This window comes from Tolypothrix sp. VBCCA 56010 (assembly GCF_050875635.1).
In the GTDB taxonomy this organism is placed as follows: domain Bacteria; phylum Cyanobacteriota; class Cyanobacteriia; order Cyanobacteriales; family Nostocaceae; genus Hassallia.
In genome coordinates this window covers 18,864-33,862 of sequence record NZ_JBPAOH010000084.1, presented here as the reverse complement: position 1 = coordinate 33,862, position 14,999 = coordinate 18,864, and the positions used below count along the sequence as shown (strand labels likewise).

At 42.1% G+C, this 14,999-nt stretch carries 12 protein-coding genes; 3 read left to right on the top strand and 9 right to left on the bottom strand.

All coding sequences use genetic code 11. The annotated features are described in order from the left end of the window. From AABK37_RS24925 to AABK37_RS24905, 5 genes are all read right to left on the bottom strand, one after another. Positions 1 to 967, bottom strand: a 967-nt coding sequence (locus tag AABK37_RS24925; RefSeq protein WP_432554206.1) for a filamentous hemagglutinin N-terminal domain-containing protein, incomplete at its 3' end; no start/stop codon positions are given. A 354-nt stretch (positions 968 to 1,321) separates the two neighbouring features. Further along, positions 1,322 to 2,005, bottom strand: coding sequence for a tetratricopeptide repeat protein (locus AABK37_RS24920; RefSeq protein WP_432554205.1), 684 nt, complete (start codon positions 2,003 to 2,005; stop codon positions 1,322 to 1,324). A gap of 714 nt (positions 2,006 to 2,719) precedes the next feature. Further along, on the bottom strand, positions 2,720 to 3,433 hold the full coding sequence (locus AABK37_RS24915) for a DUF928 domain-containing protein (protein WP_432554204.1): 714 nt from the start codon (positions 3,431 to 3,433) through the stop codon (positions 2,720 to 2,722). 288 nt (positions 3,434 to 3,721) lie between these two features. Beyond that, complete coding sequence (locus AABK37_RS24910) at positions 3,722 to 7,387, bottom strand: filamentous hemagglutinin N-terminal domain-containing protein (RefSeq protein ID WP_432554203.1); 3,666 nt, start codon at positions 7,385 to 7,387, stop codon at positions 3,722 to 3,724. Positions 7,388 to 8,014: 627 nt separating this feature from the next. Next, on the bottom strand, positions 8,015 to 8,293 hold the full coding sequence (locus AABK37_RS24905; RefSeq protein WP_432554202.1) for a hypothetical protein: 279 nt from the start codon (positions 8,291 to 8,293) through the stop codon (positions 8,015 to 8,017). A gap of 235 nt (positions 8,294 to 8,528) precedes the next feature. Between AABK37_RS24905 and AABK37_RS24900 the strand changes: the two genes are divergently transcribed. Together AABK37_RS24900 and AABK37_RS24895 are read left to right on the top strand one after the other, a co-directional pair. Next, the gene (locus AABK37_RS24900) at positions 8,529 to 9,608 is read left to right on the top strand and encodes an SGNH/GDSL hydrolase family protein (RefSeq protein ID WP_432554201.1); all 1,080 of its coding nucleotides are present in this window, start codon (positions 8,529 to 8,531) and stop codon (positions 9,606 to 9,608) included. A gap of 19 nt (positions 9,609 to 9,627) precedes the next feature. Next, complete coding sequence (locus AABK37_RS24895) at positions 9,628 to 10,191, top strand: Uma2 family endonuclease (RefSeq protein WP_432554200.1); 564 nt, start codon at positions 9,628 to 9,630, stop codon at positions 10,189 to 10,191. 61 nt (positions 10,192 to 10,252) lie between these two features. Here the strand turns inward: AABK37_RS24895 and larE are convergent, their stop codons facing one another. Genes larE through hrmK form a run of 3 tightly spaced genes read right to left on the bottom strand, consistent with a single transcriptional unit; the run spans position 10,253 to position 13,047 of the window. Further along, positions 10,253 to 11,080 (bottom strand): ATP-dependent sacrificial sulfur transferase LarE, encoded by an 828-nt coding sequence (gene larE / locus AABK37_RS24890; protein WP_432554199.1) that lies wholly within the window; start codon positions 11,078 to 11,080, stop codon positions 10,253 to 10,255. A gap of 39 nt (positions 11,081 to 11,119) precedes the next feature. Further along, positions 11,120 to 11,269 (bottom strand): hypothetical protein, encoded by a 150-nt coding sequence (locus tag AABK37_RS24885; RefSeq protein ID WP_432554198.1) that lies wholly within the window; start codon positions 11,267 to 11,269, stop codon positions 11,120 to 11,122. A gap of 17 nt (positions 11,270 to 11,286) precedes the next feature. After that, entirely contained in the window at positions 11,287 to 13,047 is a 1,761-nt protein-coding gene (gene hrmK / locus AABK37_RS24880; RefSeq protein ID WP_432554197.1) for a hybrid histidine kinase/response regulator HrmK, read from the bottom strand. A 757-nt stretch (positions 13,048 to 13,804) separates the two neighbouring features. Here hrmK and AABK37_RS24875 point away from each other — a divergent pair. Beyond that, positions 13,805 to 14,677: a branched-chain amino acid ABC transporter permease gene (locus AABK37_RS24875; protein WP_432554209.1), complete on the top strand. Its 873-nt coding sequence runs from the start codon at positions 13,805 to 13,807 to the stop codon at positions 14,675 to 14,677. A 140-nt stretch (positions 14,678 to 14,817) separates the two neighbouring features. Here AABK37_RS24875 and AABK37_RS24870 read toward each other — a convergent pair whose 3' ends face one another. Then, a complete protein-coding gene (locus tag AABK37_RS24870; protein ID WP_432554196.1) occupies positions 14,818 to 14,979 on the bottom strand; it encodes a photosystem I protein PsaX in 162 nt (53 codons plus the stop codon). Positions 14,980 to 14,999: the final 20 nt, after the last annotated feature.

Genomic DNA, 14,999 nt, shown 5'->3' with positions numbered 1-14,999 from the left:
CTGCATCAGGAAACACTTGGCTACTCAAAGCTGTGTTGTTGCCATTTATAGAAATATCATCCGACGCTGCGATCGCGATATTACCTGCATTTCCCTGTCCAAAAGTATGGGCAATTAAGTTAGCACCACCAGATACCATCACTTTGGCTGCATTAATGGCAATATTACCACCATTAGCACTCACATCAACTATAGCGCCATTGGTCAGTGACACATCACTTCGTTGCACTCCCTCAGGAAAACTCAAACTCAAATCGTTACCACTCAAATTTAAGCCTACAGTTCCTAGTTCTGCTAATCCTCCTAACTCAACTCGACCACCAAAAGCGTTTAGTCTTCCGCTATCGATGCTGATGTTGCCACCTACTAAAAACAAACCCTGACCATCACGAACACTTAGATTAGTAGCGGTGGTTGAGATGTTCGGATTTGATGCAGCAGCAATTTGATTGAAGAACAACGCGTCAGGATTTACTGTCAATAAAGCAGGATTATTCGGGTTGGAAGCACTAAAAAAACCTTGATTGCCAAATTGAATCGCATTTGCTGTAGTTGCTACAAACGATCCCCCGACATTCAAGCTGGCATTCGGTCCGAAAACAATTCCGTTCTTGTTGAGTAAAAATAGATTAGCTGTACCATTTGCCCCCAAAATACCGTCAATATTAGATACAGACGAACCAGTTACCCGACTGATAATATTTTGTATCGTCTGGGCATTGTTGAAAAAAGCCGATCCGTTGGTGGGAACAGAGAATTCACTAAAGCTGTGGAATAAATTTCCCCCTGCTTGAGTTCCACCATTAATTGTAAAGTTATTACCGTTAACTGTAACCGCAGAGTTTACTGGTAAACTGGTATCTGGTACTATTTGTTGAGCTTGGACGTTTGCAGATGCGTTCAGCGCTCCTGCTAACCCTAAAACTACTACCCAAGACAAGCTCGCGCATCCCTGTTTTCTGCCCATAGCCATATCAGTCAGGTTCTCCTACGATATTTCAGTAATCTCACCTGTAACCGTAACCTTGGGCAATTATTTCTCAGAAATAATTAGAAATAATTCCTACAGTATTTTCGCAGGAAAACAAACATTTTGTGAAAAAAGTTGGAATAATCTATCTCTGGGAGGATAATAAGACTGTCAAATTTTTCCTGGACTGCGGCTGTTTTTTCCAAACCGCGAAGATTTTACTTAGAAAAGCACAAATACTCAAAGCACGACTATCAGATGCAAAGGAAAATTAACGCAACAATAGTTGATTGTTAAATCAGGCTGTTGGAACTGGCTCGCGCTTATTTTAATTAGATTTAACGTCTCTTTTCAGTTTCGGTTTGTTTGAAAAGAGTGATACATTGTACCTTCCGGAGCAAGACGAATAGCTGTGTTATAATCAGTCATTGCTTTTAACTTATCGCCGATCTCATAATAAAGCTGACTGCGCCAAAGGTAAAACAGCGGGTTGTCTGGATGAAGATTAATCGCTTGAGTGTAATCTTCAAGTGCTCCATTTTTATCTTCGAGATTTTTGCGACGCAAGTTAGCGCGTTCAGTGTAAAGGTAAGCATCATTTGGACGAGTACGAATTGCATTATTGAATAAAGCGATCGCTCTATTCGTGTCTCCTTGTTTAAAAAAGGTACGAGCTTGTTCAACGTATGCAGCAGTATGGCTCTGTTTCGTAACGGACGCAATACTAACTCTAGCCCTAATTTTATGCTCCTTTTTTGGTATAGGCACATCTGCTGTTGTTGCTTTATGCTTGCCCGGATTCAGAGCTTTGTAAACTAAATTAACAGTGGAGCCAAAAACTAAGCCAACTCCAACTAAAATAAGAATCACCGACAGGCTATGCTCGCCGCTGTTACGACTATTTTCATAGCCTTGAAAATCTTTGGTGAACGAATTTTCGTAAACCTGAGTGGCTTGTGCAGGTTGAATTATAGCTTGACTTACTACAGGAATGGCGGTTAGCAGTGGTGCAACGCCAAGGATTTTTCTATTCATAATCTAGTTGCTCCACACATGACATAGTTTTTTTATATTGCAAATCAAGAACAACATAATTAAAGTTAATATCTCTGTCAGCTAAATTAAGTTAGTTAGATTCAACTTGATATTTCAGCAAGTATTTCCGACAAAAGATATTTATAGTATCTAATTTTGCCAGAGTAACTCACTTTTGACTTCTGTAAATCGAACTAGACCATAAGGAAAACTATTACTACACAGTAAAGGATTACGCATCGGTCATTTGATAGAAAAGCTACATTCAAAGGAGAGGGGAATGGGGAATGGAAAATGGGCAATTGTTTAATGGGCAATTGCTTAATGGGAATAAAGCCAAATTTCGATCTCAGCCCACTTGGACGCTTGCCCCATGCCCCGATTTATGCACAAGGCGCACTGTCCGAATCGTGTCTAACATGAGTGAAATCCGCCATATTCTGAAAGTATCAAAAATAAAGGCAAATATAAAATAAAATATTGTAAAGCTTCATAAATTCTCGCTCATATCACCTTTACAGCGTCTTCGTGCAGAAAGCTCATCGGCATGTCTTTCCGTGGGGACAAAGGCTGAAATGTCGGACGAGTATTGACTTGTGTTCAGCAGCGCAAAAAAATAGACAGCTTAAAAAAATAACTGTCTGTTTTCAACTGATTATTCAAGGTGGCTTTACAAACATCTTTGCTTTGATTGGTTGTAACAACTTGAGGTTTTTACTGACCTGGGAGCAACGGTTCACTGACCAAGTTATCCAAACCTACGCTCTTTGAGGTTAGCAATGCTTGCCACTGTGCTTTTAATTCCGCATTATTGGGATTGGAGGAAAGCGGCTTTGCCAAACTAGCAAGGCTATCTTGCCAAATGCCGGCTTCTGCATAAAGATTGGCACTCTCTTGAGGACTTGCTGTTGCTAGCTTGCTCGCTAGTTGAGGTTCTGTTTGAACGCGCACGATCGCACCTTCGACAAACTTGTCTTTGGAGCGTTCTTTAGGGTTGCAAATTATTGAGAACGACCAACGATACACCTTACCTACTTCTAGTGAAGCTTGATTAAAGGGAATACTGACTATTCCACCTTTTTCATTTGATTTATAGGTTTGCTTGTATTCTTTATCTCGATCGTGCAATACTAGCTCTAATGTTGCAGAAGTTTGCGGAACGTAGAAAAAGAAAGTAGGATTTGCTTGTGTTGTTTGCCCTATGTTAGAATTCGGGACTATAGCAGTCAGAGGATTTTGCCCGGAAGAGCAATTTTTCTCTTGGGGAGATCGCGATCCACCTGCTACCCGTCTGCCTGGTGCTTTTAGACCTTCTGGTGCTTTAAATGTTATTCGAGCTTCTGCGCTTGTAAAAGGAATCAGGAAAGACAACCCGAAAACTACAAATAATAGTTTTGCCCACAATCTTTGTTTGTAAAGAAATTTCATAAAAATAAAGGTGCGACTAAAACCCCATTAGTTATTGGACTAACAGCCGCCCTCTCCATACTTAGTTGGCGAAATTGTGCATATATTCAGTTACTGATTATAAAGTAAAATTGTCGAAAAATTCTTAACATTACATGATGAAATGTTAAGTATTATATTGTTTGTGAGTTTAGACTAGCTTATTTGGGATTATTAAGATTATTTCCTAATGCTCATAGGACTTACGCACTTCCTTCGTCAAAGCTTGAATTTACGTAGGGGCAATTCATCAATTGCCCCTACAAAACTTCAGTTTTGCGTAAGTCCTTGCTCAGTTTCGTTTTGGCAGGTAGTAGGCGTATCGATACGGTTAGTTTCGCTTTGTGATGCAATTAGGGTGACTTCGCCAAACTTATTGAATACCCAACCAGTGGCAGGTACGATCGCGATGCCCGATGTTGTTTGTTTTTTTGGCTTTGAAGTAGATGTAGAGATATTCTCAGAGCTGCGGATATTGGTTAAGCGTGTATCCGACCAGACTACATCACTTGTCAGCGGGTCATCAGGGCTTATAGGTAAACCACCACGTCCGGTATAAGTGAAGCTACTGCCATTTTTGCCTGCGATCGCACCACAATTAGAAGCAATTAGCCTGGAAACTTCAACTACACTTGCAGGCAATTCCAGCAAACCACGGCGGGGATCTATATCCAGCGTGTTAATATCTACCGTACCTGGATTGTTAAATTCAGAACTAGCATCTATATCGTTAGTATTGTTGACGGGAATGGCTCGACCTTCAAAAAAGCCAAAAAGCCCTTGAGTAGTGATTCTAATATTACCGCCTCTTCCACCAGAAGCACTGGCTATTATATCACTATTTTCTCCAAAAGGCGCAATTACAAAACCTTTCTGAGCATCAATAATGATATTACCACCTGTGGCGATGCCATTGGCTTGAGCAGAGATGCGGCTATTATTTTGCATTAATAACAAATCTACATCTTGTAGCCGGATGTTTGCTCCCGGTTGAGTACCAGTAATTGCGGTTTCCGCAGTCAAACTTCCTTGATTGAGGCGAATAGTGTTTGCGGTAATATCTAAATTACCTGCTTGTCCTTGAGGACTGCTGACTGAGATTGTTGCACCATCTTGAACTCGCAACGAAGGAGTGTTAATTGTTAAGTTACCTCCTTGAGCCGTTGAGTTAGGGGAAGTATTGGCAAAAAATCCACTATCAGCACCACTAATAGTAATACCTTCAGCAACTTTGAGATTAATATCGCCTGCATCTCCACTGCTACGGGTAGTCGTAATCACCTGTCCGCCGTTTTTGATATTAAAAGTGTTTGCCTCAATAGTTACATCTCCCCCTGTTTGAGAATTTGAGGTTTGAGCATTGACAACAGCTCCATTTGACAGACTAAAGGAATTTGTTTTCACTGCGATCGCTCCTCCTGAACCATTTGCTTGACTTCCTGTGCTGGTAAACACCCCACTAGAGAAGCCATTCGTTCCTACCCCATCTAGAGAAACTGCATCACGGGCATCAATTCTAACTGTACCTGCCTTACCGTTTCCGAGAGTGCTAGCAGTGATTTGACCACCTTGATTTACAGACAGAGTGTTTGTGTTGATATCAATACTGCCACCTTGTCCTTGTGCTTGGGCGTTGACAGCGGTAGAAATCAAGCCATTGTCAAAGACAGAAACTAAGTTAGCTTGAGAAACTTTGATGCTGCCAGCGTTTCCCTGTCCGCTGGTACTAGCTGCAAGTGCAGCACCGTCGGAGATAGTTAGCAAGCCGGTTTGCACTGTTATATTACCACCGCTTCCTGTAGACTTTTCACCGACAGCAGTAGTCAACAGACTCCGACCAACTACGTCATTAGGATTCGGGCTTTGTTGTGAAGTGCCAGTCAATTCTACAGTAGCGGCGCGAACATTTAAAGGACCCGCATTTCCCGGACCTACTGTAGAAACCGATGCCTGTGCCCCATTTTTGATTAACAAACGTCCAGTATTAATAGTCAAGCTTCCGGCATTTCCGTTACCTGCGCTTCCACTAATTATGCCGCTGGGATACGGACGATTCTCGACGATGTTAAATACATTAGCTCCCCCAGGTCCAATCAGTTGCTTCACTAGTTCGGCGGACACCCCAAGTCTTGAAGTGCCAATCAGTTCTACAGAGTCAGAGGCATTTACGGTCAAGTCTCCCCCCTGTCCTGAGCTAGAAGTACCCGCAGAGATGATTGCTCCATCACTGACGCTCAACCGTTGAGTATTGATAGTCAACGGTTGAGCGTCTCCGGCTCCTTGTGTTCCACTAGCCAAAACGGTAGGAAGACCATTGAAAGAGGTGCCACTTAGTTTTACAGACTCCGAGGCGTTAATGGTCAATTCCCCCCCTGGCATCTTGCCACCACGATCGGGACCAGTACCCGTTGTCACCCATGCCCCATCACGGACAATCAACTGCCGAGTTTCAATCTTTAAGTTGCCGCCTAGTCCAAAACCGTTAGTTCCATTCCGCAATCCGCTAGGAATCCTATTTGCTACGCTGAAGTCTTCTCCGAAAACATCAATAGCTGAAGTACCACTTATATCTATGAAGTCTGCCTTCACGGTCAAATCCCCTCCATCCCCTGTTGTTTCAGTACCTGCCGATACCAGTGCTCCACCAGAGACAATCAACCGCCCAGTATTAATGGTCAAATCTCCGGCATCTCCACCAAAAGGTGTAGAGCTACCGACAACATTCCTTGAAGCGGAAAACAAGCCAACAGGAACATTGACAGTACCACCGAGAATGGGAATATTAATTTTAACCGTACCATTCGACGTGGGACTGCCAGTTATTTCCACTGAGTCAGAGGCGTTTACAATCAAATCCCCAGCACGACCACCAGAAAGAGTAGCAGTCGCTAATACGCCATCAGTAACGATCAACTTTCCTGTATCAACGCGCAAGTTGCCAGCATTTCCACGACCAAAAGCAGCGTTGTAAACAGAGCTATTTTCGATTCGCAATGTTCCTGTGGCGTTGAGGTTGACATCTCCTGCCTGAGCGTTATTGGTGACTGCAAGGGGGCTGATACCTGCACGCAGGTTACTTCCTTTCAAAATATCTATATCATCAGCGTTAACGGCAATACTACCGCCACCACCAGAGGCAACACTGACGTTTGAGCCATTGGTAAGCGAAACCGAAGCTCGTGAGACATTATCCGGAAAATTTAAGCTGAGAATATTACCGTTGGTACTCAGCCCAATTGTACCTGGTTCTGCCAATCCTCCCAATTCAATTCGCCCACCGGGAGCTTCTAATGTTGCATTATCTACTTTAACGTCACCGCCGACTAGCAACAAGCTTTGACCGTTGTAAGGATTGCTGAAAAAACTACCAGAAACATTTATTGGTGGTGGTGTTCTCAAAGTTGATAAAAATCCGCTGGGATCGCCGACAATGGTTAGCAAGCTAGTTGCTCCACCCGGATTTGTCGCACTAAATTGGCTGCCATTTGCCCAAAAGAGCGCATTAGCAGTTGTAGCGATAAAAGAGCCTCTGGTTGCACTTCCCACATTCAAGCTTGCATTTGGACCAAAGATGATGCCACTGGGATTGATGAAGAAAAGATTGACATTGCGACTTTGGGTGAAAATCGAACCATCAATGAAGGAAGTAGAACCACCTGTAACACGAGACAAAATATTGCGGATATTAGCTGCACTTTGAAAATTCGCACTCTCACCTGTGTTTAGGTTGAAGCGTCCGAAACTTTGAAATAAATTATTACCTACAGCTAGACCATCTGCTTGTTCTATTGTGTAGTTCGGTCCGCTTAAAGTTCGCGCAGGACCGAGAGTGCCATCTAAGGTGATGCTTTGAGCGGCACATTTGGTTGCGGTTGCGATCGCTCCACCGATAACCAAAAGTACTCCTAGTCCCAATCGTTTCCAGTTGCGAACCATAACTTACAGCCTTTTCAACTTAAATAATTATCCCAGTGGCGGACTACTAAACCAATAGACATAAAAGTGAAAAACGCTATATGCGTTGCCCTGACGGTACGAGTGTAGGGACAATTCATGAATTGTCCCTACGACTTCTATGTCTAATTGATAAATACAGTATATTTGCGGTTGCGTTCATTTTTAGGTTACGTTTTATTGATGACAATATAAAGCGATCGCCTTCACAGTACTGACCAGCGATTGAGGCAGTCTACTAATAAACCCACAAACTAGGTTTATCTGTTGGTTCAGTATAATTCGCAATGGCAAAATTTTTAAGTTACGTTTGATTACGTCCGTTTAGGATTCGTGAAAAAACAAGATTCCCTCAAAATCCCTGACTTCTCGCTCGAAGTCGGGGATCTAAAGAATACAAAGCATTGCAAAGCGCAATCTTGTTTTGAGCTAAACCTCTAATTTATAACTTTTGAATACTGAAAAAATTAATCGACAAAAGGCAATAAATTTTCCTCAGGATAATTATATAGGACTTACGCAAAAAACCTTACCAGTTCCTGAATTTCAGAGTGCGATAATTCATGAATTATCGCTTAAAAGATATATTTTGCGCTCTTAACTGTTATATTATCGGCATCGAGAAGAGTGAATAGTTAAGTAAAGGGCGCGAAAATAAATATAATTGGTGAGGGTTAGGCATTGGGCAGGCTCGCAATGCCCCAGATCGCCCAAAACCATCATCCAAATCAAAATTTGTGGAAATCGATATTGACAGGCTTGCACAAAAACTGTAGATTCTGAGATGTTGTAGTTAATAAACGGGTTGCTTCGGGTAAACGCGATTGGGACAAATAAAGCTTGTCTACCAATGGCAAAACTGTTTTTGTCAGAAAGAATTAAATGCAATGAGAGTGAGCAAGCTTTACATAACCCGACAATATAGATAAAAATAATTTAATGAAGAAGTCAGAAGTCACCAAGTCAGAAGTCAGAATACAACCTACGCAAAGCGCGAGATATTATCCTGGATTCTGCCGTAACTGTATTCTCAATTCTTTCTTAATGAAACTAAAATTATCCTGAAGACAGCATTTATTGGCTGTCTTAAAGAAAAGCAGCGACTAGAGGAGAGATAAAAACGATGAGGGATTCTTATCTGTTGGCAGCAAGCTTGTTGACAGGGTTGGCAATACCAGCATCGGGTCTTCCACAGTTATCGATGATTCAACAAGAAAATCATCCAGTGCTGTGGAATTTAAAACAAGCTTCGCTGCCAAGTGTAGGTGAGAAAATCATCCCTAGTGTGGAAATCTCCTTACCAGAATTCAGCAAGCCGTTATCGCCTTACTTAAAGAGTTTGCCATCCACTGTTGAAGAGAAAATCGCCCCTAGTGGGGAAATCTCCTCACCAGAATTCAGCAACCAGGTATTGTCGGCGCCAAGAGAGTCATCATTTAACATGGATTCCGAACCAGTAGATCGCACGCTGGTATCGGGTAAACAACTTTATTACCAAAGATTAAATGCTCTGAAAATAGGTCAGATTTACACGCGGGTGGATGATGATGTACGATCGCTTGGACGATCGAGCAGTAAACATCAACTAACTTATCAGGACTGGAAAACTTTATTAGCCTTAGAAGCGAGAGCGATCGCTCGAGGTCAAGGAACAAATCATCTCAATGTTTTAGTTGGTGATTCTTTGAGTATGTGGTTTCCCGCTCAAAAATTGCCCACCGGGAAATTATGGCTGAATCAAGGAATATCTGGAGATACTTCCAGTGGTGTATTAAAAAGATTATCTTTCTTTTCTAAAACGCGACCGGATGTGATTTACGTCATGGCGGGAATCAACGATTTACGCAATGGTGTTAGTGATGAAACTATTTTGCGTAATCACCGCCGGATTATTCGTACACTGAAGCAGAGTCACCCAGAAAGTTTAATAATTATCCAATCAATTTTGCCTACTCGCCAGCCGAAAATTCCTAATACCCGAATTCGTCATATTAACGAGCAACTTGCCGAAATTGCCAAAGAACAACAAGTAAATTATCTGAATATCCATAATTGGTTTACAGATTCTGAAGGCAATTTACGAGAAGATTTAACCACAGATGGGTTACATTTGTCAACCCGTGGATATGATGTTTGGCGATGGGCACTACAGCAAGTAGAAACTAAAATGACAGCTAACAAAAGTAAGCGATCGCTTAAGTAATTTTATTAAAAAACTACTAATGGTATCAACTTTATCATCCAAACTTTCGTTAGAAGAATTTCTGCAATTGCCAGAAACCAAACCAGCTAGCGAATATGTTGACGGGAAAATCTACCAAAAACCAATGGCTCAGGGTAAACATAGCATAATCCAAACTGAGTTATCATCTGCTATCAATCAGATAGGTAAATCAAAAAAGCTAGCGTTAGCATTAACCGAGTTACGCTGCACATTTGGGGGACGTTCTTTAGTTCCAGATATTACTGTATTTGAATGGTCACGCATTCCAACTGATGAAAATGGAGAGATTGCTAACAGATTTGAAAGCTCTCCAGATTGGACAATTGAAATTTTATCACCCGATCAATTTCCTAACCGCGTCATTAATAAAATTATTTTCTGTATTAACCAGGGAACAAAACTAGGTTGGTTTATTGATCCCAATGATAAATCAGTGATGGTATTTCAACCTAATCAATTGCCAGCAGTAAAGTATGATAATGATAAATTACCTGTTCTCGATGTTTTAGCGAATTGGCAAATACGAGCAGCAGATATATTTAGCTGGTTAAAAGTTAATTGATTTCGTAGTAAGCACTTCAGTGCTTAATTTAAGCGTTAAAACGCTTACTACGAAAAACATTCTAGGCTTTAACGCTCAAATCACGATTTAAAACTTGATTTAACTTACCGCTGCGATAACCTTCTAAATCCAAAGTTACGTAGATAAATCCCAACTTTTGAAATGCGGAAACGATTGTTGGTAAATCTGTCGTTAACACAAACTCTTTGATTTGTTCTGGTGGTAATTCAATGCGTGCGGTATCTCCATCAGAACGCACCCGCAAATTCTTTAAACCCAATTTACGCAGATAAATTTCCGCTCTTCCTACTCGTTGTAACTTAGCAACAGTAATTTCTTCACCATAGGGAAAACGCGAACTCAGACAAGGTTGAGCAGGTTTATCCCACCAAGGTAAACCCAATTGTTGCGAAAGTTGGCGAACTTCAACTTTAGAAATATTAACTTCTGCTAAAGGCGATCGCGCACCTCTTTCTTTTGCTGCCTGAATTCCTGGGCGATAATCGTGTAAATCATCAGCATTTACCCCATCCACAACATAGGGATAACCCAACTTCAAAGCTAAAGGTTTGAGAGTGTCGTGCAATTCACTTTTACAAAAATAACAGCGGTTGACAGGGTTGGATGTGTAATTAGGATTGGACATCTCGTGCGTCTGGACGATTTGATGAGAAATCCCAATAGTTGCCGCTTGAAGAATCGCGTCTTCCAACTCCTCAGGCAAAAGACTCGGAGAAACAGCCGTCACAGCCAAAGCGCGATCGCCTAAAATATCATAAGCAATCTTAGCAACCAAAGTGCTATCAATACCACCAGAGTAGGCAATTAAAGCCTGCTCCATTTCTTTAAACAAAGTTCTTAGTTGCTCAAGTTTCTCTGTCAGCATCATTTGCAGATCCACCCAAAACCGTATTCAGCCTAACAAATCCTATTGTAGGCATGTGGTAGGGGGAATTGGGAATTGGGAATTGGGAATTGGGCATTGGGCATTGGGCATTGGGAATTGGGCATTGGGAATTGGGCATTGGGCATTGAGAATCGGATAAATTCTTCCTTGTCTCCTTGTCCCATGCCCCATGCCCTATGCCCCATGCCCTATGCCCATTGCCCCATTTTGCTGTATTTTCCTACCAAAGTTGCTAAAAGAGGTAAATCAATCGGTTTAGAAATATAGTCATTGACTCCAGCGGTGAGACAGGTTTCGCGATCGCCTTTCATTGCCATTGCGGTTTGGGCTATTATCGGAATCGTTTTATACTGCTGTTTTTCTCGTAGTTGCTGTACTAGTTTCAAGCCATTTTCATCTGGTAAGTACACATCCATTAAAATCACTGCTGGCTGCAACTGTGTGAGAGCTTGCCACATTTCGGCAGCATTTTTTACCCAAGTTACTTGATAACCCAATTTTTCGAGATAAGTTTTTATAAGTTTGGCATTGGGCAAATCATCTTCCACTAGCAAAATCTTTGAAGATGAGTTATTATTTAGATTCCCCCCATTTCCCCCTACTTCCGTAGAGACGTTCCCCCGGAACGTCTCTACCCCCTCTTTCTGCGTCAGGGGAAGCACGATGGTAAAACGCGAACCTTGATTAAGTTTAGATTCTACTTTCAACCAGCCGCCGTGAATTTCGACGAGTTTCTGAGTTACTGCTAATCCTAAACCAGTACCTTCATCACGACCGGTAGCAGCATTGGCAATTTGGAAATAAGGTTGAAAAAGTTCAGTTTGGTCTTCTTTGGAGATGCCAGCACCAGTGTCCCAAACTGTAAAATACATAAATTCACCCTTGACGGCTACCTTTAACCCAACGCTTCCTGCGGTTGTAAACTTGAGAGCGTTGAATAGCAAATTTAACAGCATTTGCTTGAGTCGCAAAGAGTCGGCTTCGAGAGTTGTGATTTTCGCATCTATCTCTAGACGTAGTTTCAAATTTTTATTAGCGGCTTTTTCTTTCAGGAAAGCGAAAACGCTTTTACATAGTGTTGGTACATTTACGGTTTCCCATTGCACCTCTAACTGATTTGCTTCAATTTTTGATAAATCCAAAATATCGTTAATTAAAGCTAGCAGGTGCTTGCCGCTGGACTGAATAATATTTAAATACTCTTGGTGACGTTCTCTTGTGGGATCGTAGCCTTGGGCTAAGAGTAGGTGAGTGAAACCGATAATAGAACTTAGCGGTGTGCGTATTTCGTGGCTGGTATTTGCAAGAAACTGGTTTTTTAGTTGATTAGTGCGCTGTAATTGCTGATTAAAGCTTTCTAGATGTTGAGAACATTCCTGCAAAGATTTTATTTGTCGCAGTTGTGCCAAAGCTACAGCACATTGATTGGCGGCGCGAGCCATCAATTTTGATGTAAGTTTAACTTGTGGTGGTTTTAGTGACTCGCTACTAGGTTCTTGTAATTGTGTGGCGAGAATTAACCAGCTCGCAACACCGGCAAAATCCTCAGCTAACCGCCAAGCACTCGGCGGTTGTTGGTTTTCTAATTGCTGTAAATCTTGAATGTCTATTGCTTGGTCGAAACTCAATTGCAGCTTTTTTCCGGTGTTGGAAATAAGGAAGGATGAGGACTCACAAGCATAGCAAATTTTGTAAGTTTCTTGTGATTGAAACAAGGCGATCGCCACTTCACTATACTGTAAAGCACTATTGAGTTCGTTTACAATTGTCTGGAAAATTTCTGCTTCTGTAGTACAACTAGAAAGCAGGCAATCATTGAGGCGACTTTGCAACTTATTTAAAGTGCATTCGAGCCACAAATCGGCGCGAAGTTGCTCGATTGAGGTCAAAAGTTTTGTAGTTATATCTACTTGAGAATTCTGTTCTGGTAAGCTTGAATACTGCTGCATGGTCAACTAGACCGCTGAACAAATATTAGTTTCGATCAAGGTGCGAATCAGGTTTTATGTATATTGGCGTATAAATCCTTTTTACTTATAACTCATAACTAGTAGTGTCTAGTGTAACGGTATGTATAAATGACATAAGTAGAAAACACAATAAAAAATAGCTCGTCAAAACAAACTGGCTTTGGTGAACCGATACAATGCTGGGGACGGATACAAGAAGCACTCGTATCCTTCTAAATTGCATCCACACAAGTCACTCATGTGGTTTTAACACATAAATCGACAAAATGGCATTTTTTTTTACTAAGGTAATTAAAGACTGGGAAGTAGGGTATGGGGCATAGGGCATTGGGCATTGGTAATTGGTAATTGGGAAGAAAGGAGGGGGAAAGGGGAAAGGGGAGGCAGTGCGTTGCAAAGGACAGTCGCACAGGAAGGGTTTCCCGACCCCAAAGGGGTCAACGAGATTCCCATCTCCCTTTGGGAGACGCTGCGCGAACGACGCAAGGCTTAAGAGGTGGAACTCGTTGACTTGAGCGAACTGTCCGTTGGGGTACCAAGCGTTGTAGCACCTGCTTATGATTGGGGAAAGGGAAAAACTCTTCAACATTTAGCCAAAACCCTTTTCCCTTTTCCCCTCTTCAAAAACCCATTCCCCAGTCCCCAGTCCCCATTCCCCATGCCCATTGCCCCATGCCCATTGCCCCATTCCCCATTCCCCATTCCCCCCGATCTTATTCCCCCCGATCCCATTACTATGAATGCACAACTAGCTCAATTAATTGTTAACGGAATTGCTGTAGGGAGCATTATTGCTCTGGCAGCTGTTGGACTGACTTTAACCTATGGGATTTTACGGTTATCTAACTTTGCCCACGGTGATTTTCTCACATTGGGAGCTTATTTTACATGGCTCTTAAATACTCTGGGGATAAATATTTGGCTGTCGATGTTGCTAGCGGGAGTGGGAACGGTAGCGATGATGGTGTTGTCAGAAAAGCTGCTGTGGTCAAGGATGCGCTCTATCCGTGCTACTTCTACTACTCTGATTATTATCTCTATCGGACTGGCATTATTTCTTCGCAATGCGATTATCTTGATTTGGGGTGGTAGTAACCAAAATTACAATTTGCCGATTACCCCTGCTTTAGACATTGCTGGTTTAAAAGTGCCGCAAAATCAATTGCTGGTTTTGTTTTTAGCGATGTTGGCAATTTTAGCGCTGCATTATCTCTTGCAAAATACCAAAATTGGTAAAGCTATGCGAGCCGTTGCCGACGATTTGGATTTGGCGAGAGTCTCTGGTATTAATGTTGACTCTGTAATTATCTGGACTTGGGTAATTGCCGGGGCGTTGACATCCTTGGGAGGCAGTATGTACGGGTTAATTACAGCTGTGCGCCCGAACATGGGATGGTTTTTGATTTTACCTATGTTTGCCTCGGTGATTTTGGGGGGAATTGGCAATCCTTATGGAGCGATCGCAGCGGCTTTTATCATCGGTATCGTTCAAGAAGTCAGCACCATCATCCCTGGACTGGGTTCTCAGTATAAACAAGGTGTGGCGCTGTTCATTATGATTTTGGTGCTGCTAATTCGTCCCAAAGGTTTATTCAAAGGTACGATTTGAGCAACACAAATGTCAAAGTTAGGAGTGAGGAGTCAAGAGTCAAGAATTAACAGCTTTATAACTCATAACTCCCGTACAGACGTTCCGGACGGAACGTCTCTACCGCGCTGCGGGGCGCCTCCTAACTCAACCTCCGGGGATTAAATGTTAATCAGATGGAAGTAAAATGCTGCTATCAGGAAGTTACCAGCTAGGAGAAATAAACTGATTGCGGTGCGAAAGGGAAAGGGAGCTTTAGCCCCGCTTTGAGCAACTTCTGCGCCGACTTTTTGATTTGCAGGTTTCTTGGCTTGAGCCGTCATAATTTCCTCTCCTAATTACA